This window comes from Nocardia sp. NPDC058114, from assembly GCF_042884695.1.
Lineage (GTDB): Bacteria > Actinomycetota > Actinomycetes > Mycobacteriales > Mycobacteriaceae > Nocardia.
This window is the reverse complement of record NZ_JBHVTK010000005.1, coordinates 368,556-385,958: the sequence shown is the minus strand read 5'-3', so window position 1 is coordinate 385,958 and position 17,403 is coordinate 368,556. Positions and strand designations below refer to the sequence as shown.

Genomic DNA, 17,403 nt, shown 5'->3' with positions numbered 1-17,403 from the left:
ACCTCGGTGGGGCCGGGGAGATCGGCGAACTGGTTTTCCCTCGCGCAAGCCGATGGAGGGGACCGTGTGTTCTCACCTCCCCCAACGGCACTCGGTTTATCGACGCCGAAGCACCGGCAGCTCAGACCGAATATCTCGGTGCGCACGCCGCCACGGACACGAGATGTGAAGGCCAGGCAGGAAGCCGAGGCCGAAGCTGAGCGAGCACGGACTGGACCCCGCCGATCAAGCTCTGATGTCGTCACGCCCGTTTCATCTCGGATGTACGCCGCCCAGGATACGTCCAAAAGTTGGAGCAGCAGGCGACCTGCCACACCAGGGCGATAGACTCAGATCAGACAATGACCAACTATGACCAGGCGTTTTCCGGTTGTCTGTGTTTTGTGTGTCCTGCCGAGGGCACCACAGCGCACTGCGGCTCCAGCCCGGTGACCTGATGCTCGGCGAAGTTCGAGTAGCCGACTACTCTACGACGCGATTACGTCGGAGCCTACTGTTGATTCGGTACTGAACGCGTTCTCGGGACATTCCACGCTGGTGCTGCGCCACCCGGCGTGGCCGGGCGTTTTGTGGCGCAATCCGGATCGAGTGTTTGGGCATGAACGACGATTTCTGGGACGATCTTCTCGCGCATATCCGGCAGCGGGTTCTGGTGCCGGTTGTGGGGCCCGACGTGACCAGGGTCGATATCGGCGACGCTGATCAGACATTCACCACACTCATCGGCCAGCGCCTGGCCGAACGCTGGAACCTCTCCGTGCCGCCCGGACCGACCACCATGGATGCGGCGGTGGCGGCGTTCCTGCGCGAGCGCGGCCAAGACGAGATAGAGCGGTTGTATCGCGTCATCAACGACATCATCGTGGAGGTCGATCCAGAGCCCGGCGACGCACTTCGAAACCTCGCCGCGATCGATGACCTGCGCTTGTTCGTGAGCACGACGCCCGACCGAGTACTCGCGAAGGCAGTGAACGAGGTCCGTTTCCAGGGAAGGCAAGGCGCGCGGGAGATTTCGTTCTCTCCCAATCAATCCACCAGTGAACAGTCGCGAAATGCCCAACCGGCCACGCCCGCCGATACCGTCGTTCTGAATTTGTACGGTCAAGCGGCCTCCACCCCTCAGTATGCGATCCATGAGGAGGACCGGCTGGAGTGGCTGCACGCATTACTCAGCGAAAAGGCGAGCCTTCCCGACTGGGTCGGTTACCAACTGAAGGAACATCCCCTACTCTTCATCGGCTGCGAGATCCCCGACTGGCTCGGACGGTTCCTCCTGCGGATGTCCAGCAATACCCGGCTGTCGCTGGAACGCATTCCATTCTTTCTCGCCGGCTGCTCGGCGTCACGAGAACCTTCCCTGTCGAGTTTTTTCGCGACGTACTGCCGCAAGACGCTGGTCCAGCAACTGGACATCGACCCGGCGACCTTTGTCGCGGAACTACGCGCGCGCTGGGTGCAGCAGACCACTCCGAGGCGCCATGACGCGGTTGGCGACGCCCTTCGCCCGCTTCCGGACGCTCCGACGATCTTCATCAGCTATATGCGGGAGGACGCCGACGCGGCCAAGCGGGTCTGTGACGCCATCACGAGTCTCGGCGGTGACGTGTGGCTCGACGAGCGGCGGCTCAGCCCAGGAGATGCGTGGGAACACGAGATTCTGTGCAGCATCCGCCGAACCGTCCGTCTGTTCGTCCCGATCATCTCCGCGAACACCGAGCACGCGGAGGAAGGCTACGTTTTCAAAGAATGGTACGAGGCGGCAGATCGCGCACGCTCCATCCCGAGCCGCCGCTTCATCGTGCCCGTGGTTATCGACGACAACTACGATCTCAACCCGAGCCGTTACCGGCAGATGCCGGACAGCTTCGGGCGCTTGCACTTCGGCAGGGCACCCGGCGGTGAGCCGGATGCGGGGCTCATCGCCGTGCTGAAGGACGAAATCCGCGCGATGCGGCGGACAGCGGCATGACTGCCGTCACGCGAGCGGGGCAACTCGACAGCGAGAACCCGTGGCCGGGCCTGGAGTCCTTCGAGGAAAACGGGCAGGCGTTCTTCTTCGGGCGCGACCGTGAAGCGGAGTCCTTGCTGAACCACGTCCGCGATGCCCCGGTCACGATCTTGTACGGGCGGTCCGGTCTCGGAAAGACCTCGCTGCTGCGAGCCGGCCTCTTTCCGGCACTGCGCAACGAGCACTTCCTGCCGATCTACATACGCTTGGATCTCACACCGAACGCGGCGGCACTGTCTCGCCAGCTACACCGATCGGTGCGCGACTCGATCCGGGCCGAAGCGCCCGATGCGATATTGCCCGGCGACGATGAATCGCTCTGGGAGTATCTGCATCGCAAAGACTTCGAGCTCTGGAGTGCACAGAACTATCCGCTCACGCCGGTGATCGTTCTCGACCAGTTCGAGGAACTCTTCACCCTCGGTGAGCGCGTTCCAGATCTCGTCCGGGAATTCATGCACGACCTCGGCGACCTCGCGGAGAACCGGATTTCCGACGATGTGGCTGCCCGGATCGACAACGATGAGGCCGAGGCAGGCCGGTTCCGGTTGCGGTCACAAGACTTCAAGTTGCTGATCACGTTGCGGGAGGACTTTCTGCCCAACCTCGAGGAATGGTGCCCGCTCATTCCCGCGCTGGGACGGTCACGGATGCGGCTGCTTCCCTTCCGCACCGATGCGGCGTTCGAGGCGGTCCACAACCCGGCCGAGCATCTGATCACCGATGCTCTCGCGCATCGAGTGGTCAGCATCATCGCCGGCGAGGACCTTCACCTCGGCCGGGATACCTCGTGGGTCGACATCGATGACAACCTCGCGGCCTCCGACGTGGAGCCCGCGCTGCTGAGCCTGTTCTGCCGCGAGCTCAACGAAGAGCGCAAGCGTCGTGGGCGCGCGCACTTCGACGAGCAGCTGGTCGAGGATGCCAAGCGCGACATCTTGTCGAACTACTACGCGTCGTGCGTGCGTGATCTGTCACCGCGAGTCGCGGAGTTCATCGAGTCGGAACTGATCACCGAGAAGGGTTTCCGCGACAGCTACGCCCGTGAGGACGCGGTGCCGTCACGGCTGACAGACGACGAACTCGCTCGGCTGATCGGCTCGCGCCTGGTGCGGCTCGAGGAATACCACGGCGCGCAACGGATCGAACTGACCCACGATGTGCTCACGGGCGTCGTACGCGACCACCGCGACCGGCGACGCGCGGAGGAAGTGCGCGCGGCGCAGGCGGCCCATGCGGAAAGGGAGAAGCGAGCCCTGCTCGACGCTGCCGCCCGGCGTGAGGCCGAACTCGACGACGAGCGGCGGGCGGGACGGCGACTCAGGCGGCTGTCAACTGTCCTGGCAATGGTGTGCGTCGTATCCGTCGTGCTCGCTGTCCTGGCCGCGATCAATTGGCGATCGGCCGACATCGCCCGCGATGATGCCGCTGCTCGAAGCAGAGAGGCACTCGCCGGGCGACTGACCTCACAGGCGCAGTCGATGCTGGCCGGCGGCCAGCCCGGCAGCGAGCTGGCGGCACTCGACAAACTGCTCGCAGCACAGCAAATCTCGACCGATCCCGACCTCGGCGCGCTGGTGACGACATTGCGGAACGAGGCGCGATTGCACAAGGTCATCGACCTGTCTGCGCAGGGCGGCGTGCTCAGTGCCGATGGCCGGTGGATTGCCACACCTACACCGTCCGGAATCAAGCTGGTGGATACGGAGGCGGGGAAGCCGCGCGGAGAGCCGTTCGTTGCCGACGGCACACTCGAGGCCGCAAGCCCGGACGGGCGGTATCTCGCATTGAACGACCGAAACGACATCGTTCGGATCTGGGACTCGGCCGAGGGCAAGCCGATCGGGCCGCCTCTAACGGGCGGAGCGGACTGGCTGCCGACCGCTGTCGTCAGTCCGGATGGTGGTCGGGTCGCCGCGAGCTATGGAGATCACGCGCGTTTGTGGGACGCCCGGACCGGACAGCAGATAGGTCCATCGCTGAGCGGGCCCGGTGCGAAGGTGTGGGCGCTGGCGTTCAGCCCGGACGGGAAGCGTCTGGCGTCCGCGGGTACCGAGCGGACTGTAAAGCTCTGGGACGCCCATAGCGGCGCGGCACTCGGCGAAACGGTACCTGTCGGCGACCCGCGCATCGCCGAGGGCGAAGCGATATGGAGCCTGAGCTTCAGTCCCGACGGACACTTCATCGCCGCCGGCGGACACACCGTTGGCCTCGGTACATTGTTGAGCGCAGGCACACCGTTGCGGATCTGGAACGCCGATACCGGCGCCGCAGTCGGGAACCCGGTAACCGGCAATTTCGGCGCCGTCGATTCAGTGGCGTTCAGCCCGGACGGGGGCCGGGTCGTTACGGGTGGCAGCGACAAAACCGTAAGAATGTGGGACCCGAACACCGGTCAGCCGGTCGGCAATCCGCTCGAACTCAAAGCAGCCGTCCACTCCGTCGCCTTCACCCCTGACGGCAATCGGATCGTTGCTGTAGCCGACAACACCGCCCAGGTATTCCACACCGATCCCGATGCCGCGCTGGCCACCGAGTTAGGCGGCAGCAGAGCGGTTGAGCTTGCGGCGCTGGGGAGCGGCTACGGAATGGATAACCACGCGGATCAGCCGCGAATCGTGATCCTTCGTGACAGCGCGCTACGGCGGCTGGACGCCGACACCGGTGAGCAGGTTGGGGACGCGATCGTTTCCGAGGCCCTCCGGGGAGGCGCCCAGCTCTCCTTCAGCCCGGATGAACGCTGGCTCGCGGTTGTGGGCCGGGACAACGATATCCGAGTCCTGGATGTAGCGAATGGGCTGCAGCGTGGAGCGCCGATGAAAGGGCACCAGGACACGATAGAAACGGTCGACTTCAGCCCGGATGGGAAGACACTCGCGACTGGAAGTAGTGACAATACGGTCCGGCTCTGGGACTGGGCCGAGGGGCGGCAGATCGGTGATCCGTTGACAGGGCACAAGAATCGCGTGCACGAAATCGCGTTCAGCGAGGACGGCCGTCGCTTGTATTCCCTCAGCAGCGATTCCGTCCGCATCTGGGATACCGCTACGAGGCAATCGGTCGGCAAGGTAATGAAGGGCTCCTTCACGAGCATGACGCTCAGTCATGACGACCGGCGCATCGCGGTCGCAGACAACAAGACGATCCGCCAATGGGACGCCGAAAGCGGCGACCCCGTCGGGCTGCCTTTCGAAGGCCACGACAAGCGCGTTGATTCTGTCGGCTACAGCCCCGACGGCAAGTACCTCGTCTCCACCTCGAGAGACCGCACGCTGCGGTTCTGGGACACCGACACCGGACGTCAGATCGGCGAACCGATCGCCACCATCCCGGCCGGCTCGACCCCCATTCTTGAATTCAGCAAGGACGGACGTCGTGTTTTCGTTGTTTCCCAACGGGTCTCCTTGGACGGCAAGCCTCCTTTCGTGGGCGGTGGGATATGGCAGCTTCCGGCGCCCGCCGCGTGGTGGGACGCGCTCTGCGACAAACTCACCTCGAATCCCAGCGACGAGCAATGGAAGAACTGGGTTTCGGACGACCTACCGACCGCCGAGCTGTGCTGGGGCAAACCCCAGGCATGATCCTGATTCCACGCTAAAGTCACCCCGAAGGACAGAATTGAAACACGTTCTAATGGGGGCTTCATCATGTCGAGATGGCGAATCAGGTCGTTGCTGTGCGCGGCAGCAGTGACGGTGGGTGTGGGCGCCGGGCCCGCGCAGGCGGAACTACCGGTGGAATACAGCACGTGGAGTGGCATTCGTGCCGAGCTGGCTCATCCCGGCGGCTCGCTGCCCGGCAGCAATGACTGGGACTGCAAACCCACTGCGGCACACCCGAATCCAGTGGTGATGGTGCACGGCGGAGCCGGCGCCGGCGCCCAAACCAATTGGGGCACCATCGTTCCGCTGCTGGTGAACGAAGGCTACTGCGTCTTCGCGCTGACCTACGGCGCTCTCGACCTGCCATGGCCGGTTTCGGCGCTCGGCGGGATGACCGGCACCCCGGAGCAGAACGCGCGCACCATCGGCGGTTTCATCGAGCGGGTACAGGCGGCGACCGGCGCCGAGAAGGTCGATATCGTCGGCCATTCCCTGGGCACGCTGCTGCCGAACTATTACGCGAAACGATTCGGGGGTGCGTCCCTGATCGAGAACTACGTCTCCTTGGCTCCGGTATGGAGTGGCACCTTCGGCGATCAGTTGGCCACCGCCCGCGAATACGCCGCCCAGCTCGGTGTCGGCCCAGCCCTCGAAGCGGCGTTGGCCGCCCAGCCCTCCGGGAAGGAAGCCCAGACAGGTTCGCCACTGATGGTCGACCTGCATTCCGACGGCATGTATGTCCCCGGCATCAGCTACACCAATATCGTCACCATCCACGACCAGGTCGTCCTGCCCTATACGTCCGGCCTGCTGCCCGGCGACGGGGTGACGAATATCGTTCTGCAAGAAGGCTGTTCGCAAGACAGGGCCGATCACCTCGGTATCGTCGCCGATCCCCGCGCAGCCGCCTACCTGCTCAACGCCCTCGATCCACAACACCCTCGCCCGGTGCCCTGCCCGGCCGGATAATCGGCCCGAAGGCCGCCGGTCTATTTCTCGCAGAGCGCGTGGTCCACCAGCTCGCCGACCGTCCGCAGTTGCGCGAATCCCTTGCTCTGCGTGACATCCTCACCGACAGCGAGCGTGGCAGACAGTGAGACCACGACGCTTCGGCCACCGTCATCGGTCACTCCGGCGTTGGTGAGAAATCCCGTCTGACCGCCGTTGTGCATCCAATACGCGCCGCCGCACGACAGCGGCACCGCGAACAGGCCGAGGCCGTAGCTCGCGCCGGGCCAGACCAGCCCGGTGACGCCCTCGACCGGCACCGTGGTCCGCATCTGAGCCAGCTCTTCGGGTCGCAGCAGTTTTCCGCCGAGCAGACTTCGGTAGAAGGTGCCGACATCGGCGGTGGTGGAGACGTAGCCGGCGGAGGCGTCGGCGTCCACCAGTTCGGTGACATCGATCAGCGGACCGTCGACCTCGAATTGCTGATACCCGTTCGCGTGCGGGTCGGGCAACGTCGGTGCGTCGCCGGGCCAGCGGGTGTCACGCAGTCCGAGTGGTTCGAGGATCCGTGCGGAGATCTCGTCGTACCAGGGCCGGTTTGCCACCTGCTCGATGATCAGGCCGAGCAGGACATAGCCGACGTTGGAGTACGACCACCCCGCACCCGGCGCGAAATCGGGTGCGTGCCGCATGGCAGCCGCCACCGTGTCGCGCGGATCACGCACCTGATAGCGGAGCCGGTAATAGTCCTCGGCAGTGGCCATTTCGGGCGGGCTCTCGTGAATACCGCTGGTGTGCTGGAGAAGGTGCCGAACTGTGATTTTCGCACCGTCATTTCCGTTGCCGCGCACCATATCCGGCAGCCAGTGCTGAACGGTGTCATCGAGCGAGAGACGACGTTCACCGACCAGCATCAGGACCACGGTGGCGACCATCGTCTTGGTCAAGCTTCCGATCCGGAAGTATCCCTCGGGCGAAACCGCTTCTAGGGCAGAAGCATTCGAGTGACCCGCCACCGCGGCCTGATGGGTCCCGACGCCCACGACCCTGGCCTGCACTCCCGTAGTTCCCAGCGCCGCGATCGCCTCGACGTCGCGTCGCAAAGTGTCCGCGCGGGGTTCGGCGTCGCACCCGCAGACCGTCGAGACCAGCGCGAGCACCGCGGCCAGGATCGTGTATCGCATCGTTCCCCTTTCGCATCACCGGGAACCTATCGATGCCGAACACCCCTCGACATCCCACTGCGGTACGGCAACGCACTCACCCCGCGGTATCGACTCGGCGTTCGCGCGCCGGCCGAGTCACGGCGCGAGCGCGTCGGCGAGATCGGCGAGGTCCGGTCCGCATCGTCGCTATCCGCACATCGCTGACACACTCGGGTGACGGCGGATTCGGTGCATGACCGAGTCACACCCCCCGGGTTATCCACACCGTGTATGGGGAACATCGTTAGCGAGGTTAACGGACAAGCTCGACGTCTCGATCTACCCACGTCCCGAATCGAAATCTGCACGAAAGGAAACTCCACGGTGAGAACGAAGCGAGCGATAGCGGTTGTGGCAGTGGCAGTTCCGGCGATGTTCATGGTCCCGGCCATCGGTTCCGCACAGCTGCCGATCTGTTCGGCCGAGATGTTGACCGCGACCACCCAGCACGACTCGGCGCCCTCGACCCAGCAGAACACCCTGCGGATCGTGCTCACCAACACGTCCCAACAGAGCTGCCTGGTCCAGGGCTACCCGGGCGTCGACCTGGCCGGGCCCGACCATCCGGCCTACGGGCCGAACTACTCGCTGCCACGCCAGGAAACCGGTTTCGCCCCCGTGACGGTCGCCCCCGGCGCGGCCGTGAGCAGCGAACTCACTTATCTCTCGGACGGACCCGAAGGCTGGACACCCACCACGATCGTCCTGACCCCGCCCGACACCACCACCCAGTTGCAGGTGCCGTGGCCGCAGGTCGGCAGCGTCGTCCGTCAAGACGCCGCCACCCACGCGGGTACCTTCATCGGCCCACTGCGGCCGGCCTGATCATGCGAATGTTGAACCACGCGCAGAAGGGAAATCCCATGAATCTTCCGATTCGCCGATTCGGCATCGCTGTGATGCTCGGCGCCGTGCCCGCCATGCTGACCGCCGCACCGAATGCGACCGCGGCAGTGACCGGAGTGAGTGTGGAGCAGCCTGCCGAGGGCCTGCGCACCGGCTGCGCTTACACGGTCACCGTCGGTGTCGACGCACCGGTTTCCGAGGCCGGCGAGGTGACCATCGGCATCAGCGGTGGTTCGGTGCCAGGGAACGGCAAGCAGCTCGGGGTCGCCGTCTACCATCCGGAGAACGGCACCGCGACGTTCGACTGGACACCCGAGTACACCGGTCGTCAAAACCTTGTCGCCCAGCAGTTCAAGCCCGGGCAGTACACCTCCACGGACTACATCACGGTCGAGGTCGTAGGGCGCGGTCTGAATACCGGAAGCTCCTGCCTGCCGCTCCCGTAGAACTCACCGACCAGGCCGACTTCACCTGAATCCGGCAACCCGCGCGATTAGGATCGCGATGGTGGGATTGGTGTTCGAGACCCGACTATCGGACTCGCCCTGGGTGGAGTCGGTGTGGACCTGCCGCAGTGAGCAGGTCGCGGAGATGACATCCGTGGCGACCGAGACCTGGGGATTGGTGTTCTGGGAGCAGCAGGGTGTGCCGTTCGCGGCGGTCACCGGGCCGGAAGTCGCCACCAGCACCGCACCCGTTCCCGAGGGGGCCGACTTCGTCGGAATCCAGTTCGCCGTCGGCACCTCGCTGCGCGCGGTGACCGCGACAACCCTGGTCGACAGTGGGATCGTCCTGCCCGATGTGACCGCACGCGGGTTCTGGCTGGACGGCGACCGATGGGAGACACCGCGCCTCGACGACGCGGAAGCGCTGGTCGAGCGGCTGGTCGGCCAGGGCGTCGTGGTCCGTGATGCCCTGGTCGCCGACACGCTGCGTGGTCTGACACCCGCGATCACCGAGCGCACGCTCGAGCGTCGCTTCCGGGCGGCGACGGGCCTCACCCAGGGCGCGGTCCGTCAGATCGAGCGGGCCCGCACCGCGGCGGTGCTGCTGAGCGCGGGCGAGACGCCGGGCGATGTCATCGACAAGCTCGGCTATTACGACGAGCCCCACCTCGCCCGCGCGCTGCGCCGCTTCGTCGGCCGGACGGCGGGGCAGCTGCGCGAGGGTGCCAGTGGTGCGATCGCGCTGGACCTCACTCAGCGCACCACGTCGTAGACCATCTTGGCGACGCCGTTGGAGTATGTCGCCGAGTCGCGCAGGCGCAGCTGCTGTTTGGGTCGGTCGGCCCGGCCGAACAGGCTCTTGCCCGCGCCGAGCAGCACCGGGAACACGAGCAGATTGTATCGATCGATCAGGTCGGCGTCCGAAAGTCGCTGTGCCAGTTCGGCGCTGCCGTGGATGTAGATCGGGCCGCCGTCGGTCTGCTTCAGCTTTTCGATGTCCTCGGTCGAGCGCAGGATGGTGATCTCGCCCCAGCCCTCGATCAGCGCGTCGTCGGTGAGCGAGGAGGAGACAACATATTTGGGCAGCTCCTTGTAGGCGGCGTGATCCTCGGAATCGCGCCAGATCGGGGCGAACGCCTCGTAGCTGCGGCGACCGAACATCAGCGCGGTGGTGTCGGCGAGTTCCTCACCCTTGAGCGAATACGCCTCCGGCACGAACTCGGTCTCCATCACCCACCCGCCACTGCGATGCCCCTCGACCTTCCCACCGGGCGAGTCCACCACGCCGTCGAGCGACATGAATCCCGTGTAAACCAGTTCGCGTGCCATCACAATCCTCCTGAATACGAGCGTCGGAAACTGCCTGCGGCCAGCCTAGGGAACGCTCCCCCACCCTGTCTTGGACGAAACCGACACGAGCGTTCGGAGGGCATAACCGGCGCAAGGCCGACGAAATCGCCAGTTTCCTTTCCCGTTCTGCTTGGCTGGACGGATGCCGGTTTCCTGGGGTCGTATGGAACGGCCCGGTCAAGTCGTTCTTCTCAATGGGGTATCGAGTTCGGGCAAGTCGAGCATCGCGCGGCAGTTGCTGGCCGACCTCGAACGGCCCTTCTTTCACATGGGCGTCGACATGATCGGCGCGATGCGGTCGGAATCGCGGACCCATGAGCTGGATCCAGCCGAACTCGCCGTTGTCCTGCGACGGACCCGAGCGGGGTTCCACCGCGCCGTCGCCGCGATGGCTTCGGCGGGCAACGACATCGTCATGGACCACGTCCTGAGCGAGCCGTGGCGGCTGCGCGATTGTCTGACGGTCATGCACGGCATCGACGTCGTCTTCGTCGGCGTGCACTGCTCACTCGACGAACTACAACGCCGAGAACAGCAACGGGGCGATCGCCGCGTCGGCACCGCGGCCGGCCAGATCCATTCGGTTCACGCCCACCGGACCTACGACCTGGAACTCGACACCAGCACCGGCACTGTCGAGAACTGCTCGGCCCAGATCACCGCGTTCCTCGACCGTGCCCCCACACACCGAGCATTCGATCGCCTTCGCGCCGAACTGACGAGGTGAGATGCGTTGCGACCCGACGCCGACTGCACCCAGCCCTCGACCTCCGCGCGCCTTGCGTGGACAGGCGTTGCGGTGGGCGGCACTACGGGCCGAGCGGCGGCTTTCGGCCGGTGGGCACACCAGCAACGCGGGCGGCGCCCGATCAGCGTTGGCGCCAGCTCAGGGGGCCGGGGAGGTCGACGCTGTTCTTGCGGGTGCGGGAGTTCCAGGACCAGGGGCCGATCTTGATCCCCCAGGACGACAGGCCCGCTTGGGTGAAGTTGAACTTCAGCGGTCCGAAGGATTTGCGCTGACGAAACTTGATGGGCATGAGCAGCCTCCCTGATCGCCACCAGGATAGCCGATCCGGTTACGCCCCACCGGTTTCCGCAGGTCGCCAGGACGAACCGGAACGTCGGCGACGACGAGCGATGGCGAACATGGTGAGGGCGACGATGATCGCGAGGGCGATGGCGAGGGTCAGCAGGATCAGGGGGGCGCTGGGGTGGGTTCGGCCCGCGCCGCTGCGGCGGATCAGCAGCGCGGCGATCAGGGGGCCGACCATCGTCAGCGCCGCCGCTGTCGACAGCAATCCGCCGGTGATCAATTCGACGGGTCCGAACCTGACGCTGGACAGCGAACGCACAGGCCGGAGATGTACTGACATGACCTCCCCTTTCGTTGGTATCTGAAAGGTACCGCGCCGGAGGGAATAAACCGCGACCATGCGACCGGGCCGTCGCAACCATGTCACCAGCAAACCAAGAGCGACTGCCGAGTCCGGCTATTCGGCCGCGCGTCGCTCGGATCGGGTGCGTGCCAGGTCGTGGGCCTCGCGCAACAACTCGCGAACCGTCGCTTCGGTGGCAGTCGACGGATTCACCACCGCGAGCCAGTTCGCGGCCGCGTAGAGGGGGTGGGCGACGACGGTGTCCTCGATGCTCGCGTCGGTCGGGGCGGCCGCTGCGGCGAAGGTCGTCTTGCTCACGGCGATATTGACGCGGAAGCTGCCGGGGCGGTTCAGGTCGGATGTCTCGTCGCCGGGGTAGTCCTTGGTCACGATGGTGGCGAAGGGCTGACCGGCGGGAACGACGCCGTCGGGGGCGTAGTAGAAGAAGGTGTCGCCCCAGCTGATCTCGGGAGCCTCACTCCCCTCGGTCGGCCGCAGCACCAGCACTCCGCCGAGGCCGGTCACGTAGTCGGTTACTTCCTCGATCGTCATGCTTCGAGCGTCTCATTCGCGAGCAAGCGGTTCCAACCCCGGTGTGAACTGCCCGGTCAGCTGGCGCCGACCAGTTCCCGCGCACCCAACGCGGCGACCGCCTGGCTTGCCGCCGAATCCGGGTGCACGGTGTACACCACCAGCAGCTGATCCAGATCACCCGGCAAAGCCAATGTCTCGTAACCGAATTCGATCCGGCCGACCAACGGATGCTGGATCAGCCTGTCGCCGTGCGTATTGCCTGCCGGGGTGTGGATCGACCAGATGCGGTGGAACACCGGGTTGGCGGCGGTGAGTTCGTCGATGAGTGAGGTCAGCCTGCGATCGCGCGGGCAGCGGTCCACCTGGCGACGGAGATAGGCGGCGGTCTCCGCGGCAACCGGTTCCCAGTCGGGATAGAACACGCCCGCCGCGGGGTTCAGCACCGTGAAGCGAGCCAGATTGCGTTCGGGGTCGGTGACCGCGTCGAAGCCGAAGACCTTGTCGCCCATGTCGTTCCAGGCCAGCACTTCCATGTGGCGCCCGAGCACGAACGCGGGCGTCGTGATCGAGTGGAGCAGCAGCCGGGTGCCGGGGCGAACGGTCGGGGCGTAGTTGTAGTCGGGGTCGGCGGGACGAACCAGCGTGTAGAAGTGGTCGCGCTCGGCAGCGTCGAGACGTAGGGCGCGGGCAACGGAGTCGAGCACCGAATCGGGGTAATCCTCATCGCGCCCCCGCTCCAACCGGGTGTAGTAATCCACACTCATACCGGCCAGCTGCGCCACTTCCTCGCGACGCAATCCGACCATCCTGCGGCGACCGTATTCGCTCAGTCCGACGGCGGCGGGTTGGATGCGGGCGCGCCGGGTACGAAGGAACTCGCCGAGAGCGGGTGACGACATGGCAGCCAGCGTAGAAGGTAGCGGCGGATACGCGTGCATCGCATCATGCGAAGGGAATTGTTCGGTTGGTTAACGAGGTGCGTCGGGGCGGCGAAATACCGGGTACAACAAGTCGAGGGAGGACGTCCATGTTGATCCGATCCGCACTCACCGTTCTGTCCGGGGCCGCGCTGGCCGCCGGTTTCCTGGCCGCGGGACCGGCCGCCGCGCAGTCGGGACTCGGTGACTACACGCCGGTAGACCCCGTCGACTACCAGGTTCCCGAACCCGAATACGCGGGCACCGTCTTCTTCACCACGCCCGATGGACGGCACTGCGCCATCTACTGGAACAACGGCCCGGCCGGGTGTGACGCGGTCCCGATCGACGCGCCCGCGGGCACCGACCAGCTCCGGGTCGGGATCCTCGAAGCGGCGCACTTCGTCGACGCCGACAGCCCGATCTTCACCCACCCGGCCGCGAAGGTGCTCCCCGAAGGTCACCGGATCACGCGGGAGAACACCACCTGCGGCGTCGGCTATCAGGGGACGGTGAGCTGCGAGGTCGGCGAGCACGGCTTCACCCTGTCGGCCACCTACAGCGTGCTGCGCTGACGCGCCTTCAACAGCTCGATCACCGCGGTGATGCTCTGCGCGCCGTGCCCCGCGGTGACCGCGCGGTCCAGTAGCTCGTGCATCGGGGCGTGCCAGGACAGGTCGACGCCCGTTTCGGCGCCGAGCCGCACATCGTCGGCGACGGCGGTGTGGAACAGCTCGACCGAGGAGCCGAGGCGGGTGTAGTCCCTGTCGTCGATCTCGCCCGCCAGCACCGGGAGCAGCGACTCGATCATCTGCAACCACTTCACCGAATAGGGCACCATCGTCGACGCGGCCAGTCCGCGCGAGGCCAATACCGCCGCGCCTTCGAGGAAGCCGAGCAGCGCGGGGAGCAGGGTCGCGCCGACGGCGGATTCGTAGAGCGCGGCCAGATCCGGTTCGGCACCGAGGAATTCGAGATCGCCACCCAGTATCCGCAGGGTAGCGGCGTGCGTGTCGAACACGTCGCGATCGCCACCGAAATACAGCAGCGTCTGCGGATCACCTACGGCCGCAGGTACATTCTTGATCGCACCGCCGAGAAAGCGTGCACCTGAGCAATGCGCGAAATGCGCGAATTCCCTTGCCCGATCGGGTGTTCCGCTGTTCAGGGTGATGAGGTCGCGGCCCGCCAGCGCGTCGACGCCGAGCAGGCTCTCTCGGGTAGCGGCGAAGGTGGTGAGGCAGGAGATGATCACCGGGCTCGCGGCGACGGCATCGGCGATGTCGGCGTGCGCGGTCGCGCCCGCGTCCACCAGGGGCGTCGTTCGTTCGTGGCTGCGGTTCCAGACCTGGGTGCGGTAGCCCGCGGCGAGGAAGGCGGTGGCCAGCGCGCTGCCCATCGACCCGGTGCCCAGCACCGTCACCGATTTCTTGATCATGTCCACTCCTGTCCGCGAGGTCGATCGGACGACCCGCCTGGACCGAGTGTCGATTCGGGTCCGCAGGCGGACAAGTACGCACTTACGCCATCCGTTGCGCACCGGCAGGTAAGCGACCAGGTCACGGGTTACCAGGCAGGACGGCGTTGTGCCAGGTGTCACCGACCCGGATTTATGAACGTTGCCAATGTGGAGACGAGGATGCCTGTCACTCGCGCGGCGCAGTCGTAGAGTCTGAGTATGTCGGAGCCCGAGATGACCGAATTGGTGCAGCGCAGTATCGAGGAAGCGCTGCTCGGTGGGCCGCGTCGATATACGCGCACGCAGGTGGCCGAGCAGTCGGGGGTGCCGGAGTCGGAGTCGCGGCGGCTCTGGACGGCGCTGGGTTTTCCGGCCAATGAGGACGACGAGGTCGACTTCACGCAGACCGATATCACCGCGGTCACCAACTTTCGGAGTATGAAAGTTGTTGCCTCGTCCGATATTCGGCAACAGGCCGCGGCCGCGCGGACGATCGGCCAGGGCATGGCGCGGCTGGCGGAGTGGCAGGCCGACCTGGTGCTGGCCGAGATCAAGGCACGCGTCGCCGCGGCCGATCCCGCGATTCCGCTGACGGAACGGATCAGCGCCGCAACGGAATCCACCATGGCGAGCATCGACCAGTTGCAGTCGTACGTGTGGCGCAGGCACCTGGCGGCCGCGGTCGCCAGGTCGAGCGAGGCGCAGGGCGAAGGTTCGATGCGGACGCTGGCGGTGGGATTCGCCGACATGGTCGGCTTCACCCGGCTCACCAGGCACCTGCACCCCGACGAATTGTCCACGCTCCTCGAAGCTTTCGAATCGACCACCACCTCGGCGATCACCGACAACGGCGGCTGGGTGATCAAGAACGTCGGCGACGAGGTGATGTTCGCCGCCGAGACCGCGGCCGCCGCCGCCCGCATCGCGCTGGCCATCCAGGAGTCGACCATGCTCGTCGGTGGCACGCCGGAACTGCGCGTGGCGTTCGCCTACGGCGAGGTGCTGCAACGCTTCGGCGACCTCTACGGCTCGGTGGTCAATATCGCCGCCCGCCTGACCGGCGTTGCCCGGCCGGGCAACATCCTCATCGACGACGCCGCGGCTTCGGCCCTCGACGACCACCCCGAATTCGCCATCCGCCACCTGCGCAGCGTCCGCGTTCGCGGTTTCAACCGCCTACGCCCCCACCGCCTGCGGCAGGCATGATCGCGACGTGCACAGCTTCGAGGTGCACAGCTCCGGCGGGGCGGCCCGCTGACCAGCCGTCGAGCGGCGCCGGCACACCGTTGCCTAGGGTGTTGTAGTGGACTTGGATTGGCGCAGCGTGCGCGAGGAGTACACCGTGTTCGCCGATGACGCGGTGCTCGCGTTGAACAAACCGTCGGGGATCTCGGTGACCGGGGAGCGACACGACACCGATCTGGTGGAGTTGGCACAGGCGGCGGGAACGCAGTTGTATCCGGTGCACCGGATCGACAAGGTGACTTCGGGACTGGTCCTACTGGCTACCGATCTGGCCGCGCACGGACCGCTGACCAGGCAGTTCAACAATCAGACCGCGCGCAAGGCGTATCTGGCGATCGTGTCGGGCGCCGACCTGCCCGATGGCGGTGAGATCGATCTGCCGTTGAGCGTGGGGCGCAAGAACCGGGTGCGGATCGCGGCGCCACGGGAGGCGATCCAGCGCGAGGGTGACCGGTGGTTCGTCGACGAGGCGGATCTGCTGCCCGCGAAGAACTATCCGTCGCGCACCTTGTTCAGCACGGTCGCCCGGCACGGCGAGCACGCACTGCTCGCCCTGCGGCCGGTGACCGGGCGCCGCCATCAGATCCGCGTGCAGCTGGCCTGGATCGGCCACCCGATCCTGGGCGACCCGCTGTTCGACCGCACCGCCGCGCTGCCCCGCACCCACCTGCACTCCTGGCGACTCGGCCTCGACGCCGACTGGCTCACCCCACCGCTGCTCGATCTGGAAGCCACCCCCGGCCCCGATTTCTGGGAGCCGTTCACGTCCGACCCGGACGAGAGCGCCCGGCTTCTCCACACCGCCGCACAACTGATTTCCGGCTGACACCCTCACGCCCGGCTCGGCAGCCACTCGGGCGCACGGCCGAGAACGCGCAAGATGCGGTCCAGAGTTGCCGTCGTGTCCGCGACCTCGAGCGCGGGGCCGAACGCGGCGCCGGGGCGCCGGCGAGCCGTGCCGGTGGGGACCGCTTCGGCGATCCGCAGAGCGGTCGGGGCCAGGTCGGGGTCCAGGTCGATCGCTCGGCCTACCGACCGGGCGACATCCCAGGCATGGACGACGCTGTCGATGAGATGGAAGCCGAGGGCGGTCGCGACCGGGAACTCGCCCGGTGGGATTTCGGGGAGACGCAGGGTGCGGGCCTGGCAGGCGGCGAAGGCCGCGACGACGTCGTGGGCGGACCGGATGTAGTCGCCGATCGGATCGATCGCGGGGCGCACCGCCCAGACCGCCGGGGCGTTCGCACCGCGAGCGGCGGCGGCGAAACCACGATTCTGGGTGCCCATGTGGTCCAGCAGAGCACGTAGATCCCAACCGGCACAGGGCGTTTCGGTCGACAGTGCGGAATCGGACGCCGCCTCGACCGCGTCGATACTCAGCCGCACCGCGCGCTCGTGCCGGACCAGGAGAAGTCGATCTTCCTCAGAGATAGTACGCATATGCTGACCGTACGCTCATGCTTATGA

General features: G+C 66.1%; 18 protein-coding genes. 10 read left to right on the top strand and 8 right to left on the bottom strand.

Annotated features, from left to right (window positions below):
- Positions 1–598 precede the first annotated feature (598 nt).
- From ACFVVI_RS21335 to ACFVVI_RS21325, 3 genes are all read left to right on the top strand, one after another.
- Complete coding sequence (locus ACFVVI_RS21335; RefSeq protein ID WP_387446441.1) at positions 599–1,969, top strand: toll/interleukin-1 receptor domain-containing protein; 1,371 nt, start codon at positions 599–601, stop codon at positions 1,967–1,969.
- Positions 1,966–5,589, top strand: a complete 3,624-nt coding sequence (locus ACFVVI_RS21330; protein ID WP_387446440.1) for a hypothetical protein — start codon at positions 1,966–1,968, stop codon at positions 5,587–5,589. Before ACFVVI_RS21335 ends, ACFVVI_RS21330 begins: the two co-directional genes overlap by 4 nt.
- A gap of 66 nt (positions 5,590–5,655) precedes the next feature.
- Positions 5,656–6,579, top strand: a complete 924-nt coding sequence (locus ACFVVI_RS21325; protein WP_387446438.1) for an esterase/lipase family protein — start codon at positions 5,656–5,658, stop codon at positions 6,577–6,579.
- 20 nt (positions 6,580–6,599) lie between these two features.
- On the opposite strand, the gene ACFVVI_RS21320 is transcribed toward ACFVVI_RS21325, so the two are convergent.
- On the bottom strand, positions 6,600–7,742 hold the full coding sequence (locus ACFVVI_RS21320) for a serine hydrolase domain-containing protein (RefSeq protein ID WP_387446436.1): 1,143 nt from the start codon (positions 7,740–7,742) through the stop codon (positions 6,600–6,602).
- 378 nt (positions 7,743–8,120) lie between these two features.
- Here ACFVVI_RS21320 and ACFVVI_RS21315 point away from each other — a divergent pair, with 378 nt between their 5' ends.
- The 3 genes from ACFVVI_RS21315 (at position 8,121) to ACFVVI_RS21305 (ending at position 9,827) form a co-directional block, all read left to right on the top strand.
- A complete protein-coding gene (locus ACFVVI_RS21315) occupies positions 8,121–8,588 on the top strand; it encodes a DUF4232 domain-containing protein (RefSeq protein ID WP_387446435.1) in 468 nt (155 codons plus the stop codon).
- A 38-nt stretch (positions 8,589–8,626) separates the two neighbouring features.
- The gene (locus ACFVVI_RS21310; protein ID WP_378990452.1) at positions 8,627–9,055 is read left to right on the top strand and encodes a hypothetical protein; all 429 of its coding nucleotides are present in this window, start codon (positions 8,627–8,629) and stop codon (positions 9,053–9,055) included.
- Positions 9,056–9,116: 61 nt separating this feature from the next.
- On the top strand, positions 9,117–9,827 hold the full coding sequence (locus ACFVVI_RS21305; protein ID WP_387446434.1) for a helix-turn-helix domain-containing protein: 711 nt from the start codon (positions 9,117–9,119) through the stop codon (positions 9,825–9,827).
- On the opposite strand, the gene ACFVVI_RS21300 is transcribed toward ACFVVI_RS21305, so the two are convergent.
- Positions 9,809–10,384: a dihydrofolate reductase family protein gene (locus tag ACFVVI_RS21300; RefSeq protein ID WP_378990454.1), complete on the bottom strand. Its 576-nt coding sequence runs from the start codon at positions 10,382–10,384 to the stop codon at positions 9,809–9,811. The two genes, ACFVVI_RS21305 and ACFVVI_RS21300, sit on opposite strands and share 19 nt — an antisense overlap.
- A 184-nt stretch (positions 10,385–10,568) precedes the next feature.
- Here ACFVVI_RS21300 and ACFVVI_RS21295 point away from each other — a divergent pair, with 184 nt between their 5' ends.
- The gene (locus tag ACFVVI_RS21295; RefSeq protein ID WP_387446432.1) at positions 10,569–11,132 is read left to right on the top strand and encodes a chloramphenicol phosphotransferase CPT family protein; all 564 of its coding nucleotides are present in this window, start codon (positions 10,569–10,571) and stop codon (positions 11,130–11,132) included.
- Positions 11,133–11,274: 142 nt separating this feature from the next.
- On the opposite strand, the gene ACFVVI_RS21290 is transcribed toward ACFVVI_RS21295, so the two are convergent.
- The 4 genes from ACFVVI_RS21290 to ACFVVI_RS21275 form a co-directional block, all read right to left on the bottom strand.
- On the bottom strand, positions 11,275–11,442 hold the full coding sequence (locus ACFVVI_RS21290; protein ID WP_082843603.1) for a DUF4236 domain-containing protein: 168 nt from the start codon (positions 11,440–11,442) through the stop codon (positions 11,275–11,277).
- 39 nt (positions 11,443–11,481) lie between these two features.
- The gene (locus ACFVVI_RS21285) at positions 11,482–11,778 is read right to left on the bottom strand and encodes a hypothetical protein (RefSeq protein ID WP_387446430.1); all 297 of its coding nucleotides are present in this window, start codon (positions 11,776–11,778) and stop codon (positions 11,482–11,484) included.
- Between the two features lie 117 nt (positions 11,779–11,895).
- Positions 11,896–12,333 (bottom strand): DUF6194 family protein, encoded by a 438-nt coding sequence (locus tag ACFVVI_RS21280; protein WP_387446429.1) that lies wholly within the window; start codon positions 12,331–12,333, stop codon positions 11,896–11,898.
- 56 nt (positions 12,334–12,389) lie between these two features.
- Entirely contained in the window at positions 12,390–13,214 is an 825-nt protein-coding gene (locus ACFVVI_RS21275; RefSeq protein WP_387446427.1) for a helix-turn-helix transcriptional regulator, read from the bottom strand.
- A gap of 128 nt (positions 13,215–13,342) precedes the next feature.
- Here ACFVVI_RS21275 and ACFVVI_RS21270 point away from each other — a divergent pair, with 128 nt between their 5' ends.
- The gene (locus ACFVVI_RS21270) at positions 13,343–13,807 is read left to right on the top strand and encodes a hypothetical protein (RefSeq protein ID WP_387446426.1); all 465 of its coding nucleotides are present in this window, start codon (positions 13,343–13,345) and stop codon (positions 13,805–13,807) included.
- Here ACFVVI_RS21270 and ACFVVI_RS21265 read toward each other — a convergent pair.
- Positions 13,789–14,772, bottom strand: coding sequence for an NAD(P)-dependent oxidoreductase (locus tag ACFVVI_RS21265; RefSeq protein ID WP_387446543.1), 984 nt, complete (start codon positions 14,770–14,772; stop codon positions 13,789–13,791). The two genes, ACFVVI_RS21270 and ACFVVI_RS21265, sit on opposite strands and share 19 nt — an antisense overlap.
- Before the next feature lie 138 nt (positions 14,773–14,910).
- Here ACFVVI_RS21265 and ACFVVI_RS21260 point away from each other — a divergent pair, with 138 nt between their 5' ends.
- Positions 14,911–15,897 (top strand): adenylate/guanylate cyclase domain-containing protein, encoded by a 987-nt coding sequence (locus tag ACFVVI_RS21260; RefSeq protein WP_379313137.1) that lies wholly within the window; start codon positions 14,911–14,913, stop codon positions 15,895–15,897.
- 97 nt (positions 15,898–15,994) lie between these two features.
- Positions 15,995–16,762, top strand: coding sequence for an RluA family pseudouridine synthase (locus ACFVVI_RS21255; RefSeq protein WP_379313139.1), 768 nt, complete (start codon positions 15,995–15,997; stop codon positions 16,760–16,762).
- A gap of 5 nt (positions 16,763–16,767) precedes the next feature.
- Here the strand turns inward: ACFVVI_RS21255 and ACFVVI_RS21250 are convergent, their stop codons facing one another.
- Positions 16,768–17,376 (bottom strand): TIGR03086 family metal-binding protein, encoded by a 609-nt coding sequence (locus ACFVVI_RS21250; RefSeq protein ID WP_387446424.1) that lies wholly within the window; start codon positions 17,374–17,376, stop codon positions 16,768–16,770.
- Positions 17,377–17,403: the final 27 nt, after the last annotated feature.

Excerpts from the sequence above, each read along its gene's own strand:
- ACFVVI_RS21335 (WP_387446441.1), top strand. The coding sequence starts at position 599 with ATGAACGACGATTTCTGGGACGATCTTCTCGCGCATATCCGGCAGCGG.
- ACFVVI_RS21330 (WP_387446440.1), top strand. The coding sequence starts at position 1,966 with ATGACTGCCGTCACGCGAGCGGGGCAACTCGACAGCGAGAACCCGTGG.
- ACFVVI_RS21325 (WP_387446438.1), top strand. The coding sequence starts at position 5,656 with ATGTCGAGATGGCGAATCAGGTCGTTGCTGTGCGCGGCAGCAGTGACG.
- ACFVVI_RS21320 (WP_387446436.1), bottom strand. The coding sequence starts at position 7,742 with ATGCGATACACGATCCTGGCCGCGGTGCTCGCGCTGGTCTCGACGGTC.
- ACFVVI_RS21310 (WP_378990452.1), top strand. The coding sequence starts at position 8,627 with ATGAATCTTCCGATTCGCCGATTCGGCATCGCTGTGATGCTCGGCGCC.
- ACFVVI_RS21300 (WP_378990454.1), bottom strand. The coding sequence starts at position 10,384 with ATGGCACGCGAACTGGTTTACACGGGATTCATGTCGCTCGACGGCGTG.
- ACFVVI_RS21295 (WP_387446432.1), top strand. The coding sequence starts at position 10,569 with ATGGAACGGCCCGGTCAAGTCGTTCTTCTCAATGGGGTATCGAGTTCG.
- ACFVVI_RS21290 (WP_082843603.1), bottom strand. The coding sequence starts at position 11,442 with ATGCCCATCAAGTTTCGTCAGCGCAAATCCTTCGGACCGCTGAAGTTC.
- ACFVVI_RS21285 (WP_387446430.1), bottom strand. The coding sequence starts at position 11,778 with ATGTCAGTACATCTCCGGCCTGTGCGTTCGCTGTCCAGCGTCAGGTTC.
- ACFVVI_RS21280 (WP_387446429.1), bottom strand. The coding sequence starts at position 12,333 with ATGACGATCGAGGAAGTAACCGACTACGTGACCGGCCTCGGCGGAGTG.
- ACFVVI_RS21275 (WP_387446427.1), bottom strand. The coding sequence starts at position 13,214 with ATGTCGTCACCCGCTCTCGGCGAGTTCCTTCGTACCCGGCGCGCCCGC.
- ACFVVI_RS21270 (WP_387446426.1), top strand. The coding sequence starts at position 13,343 with ATGTTGATCCGATCCGCACTCACCGTTCTGTCCGGGGCCGCGCTGGCC.
- ACFVVI_RS21260 (WP_379313137.1), top strand. The coding sequence starts at position 14,911 with ATGTCGGAGCCCGAGATGACCGAATTGGTGCAGCGCAGTATCGAGGAA.
- ACFVVI_RS21250 (WP_387446424.1), bottom strand. The coding sequence starts at position 17,376 with ATGCGTACTATCTCTGAGGAAGATCGACTTCTCCTGGTCCGGCACGAG.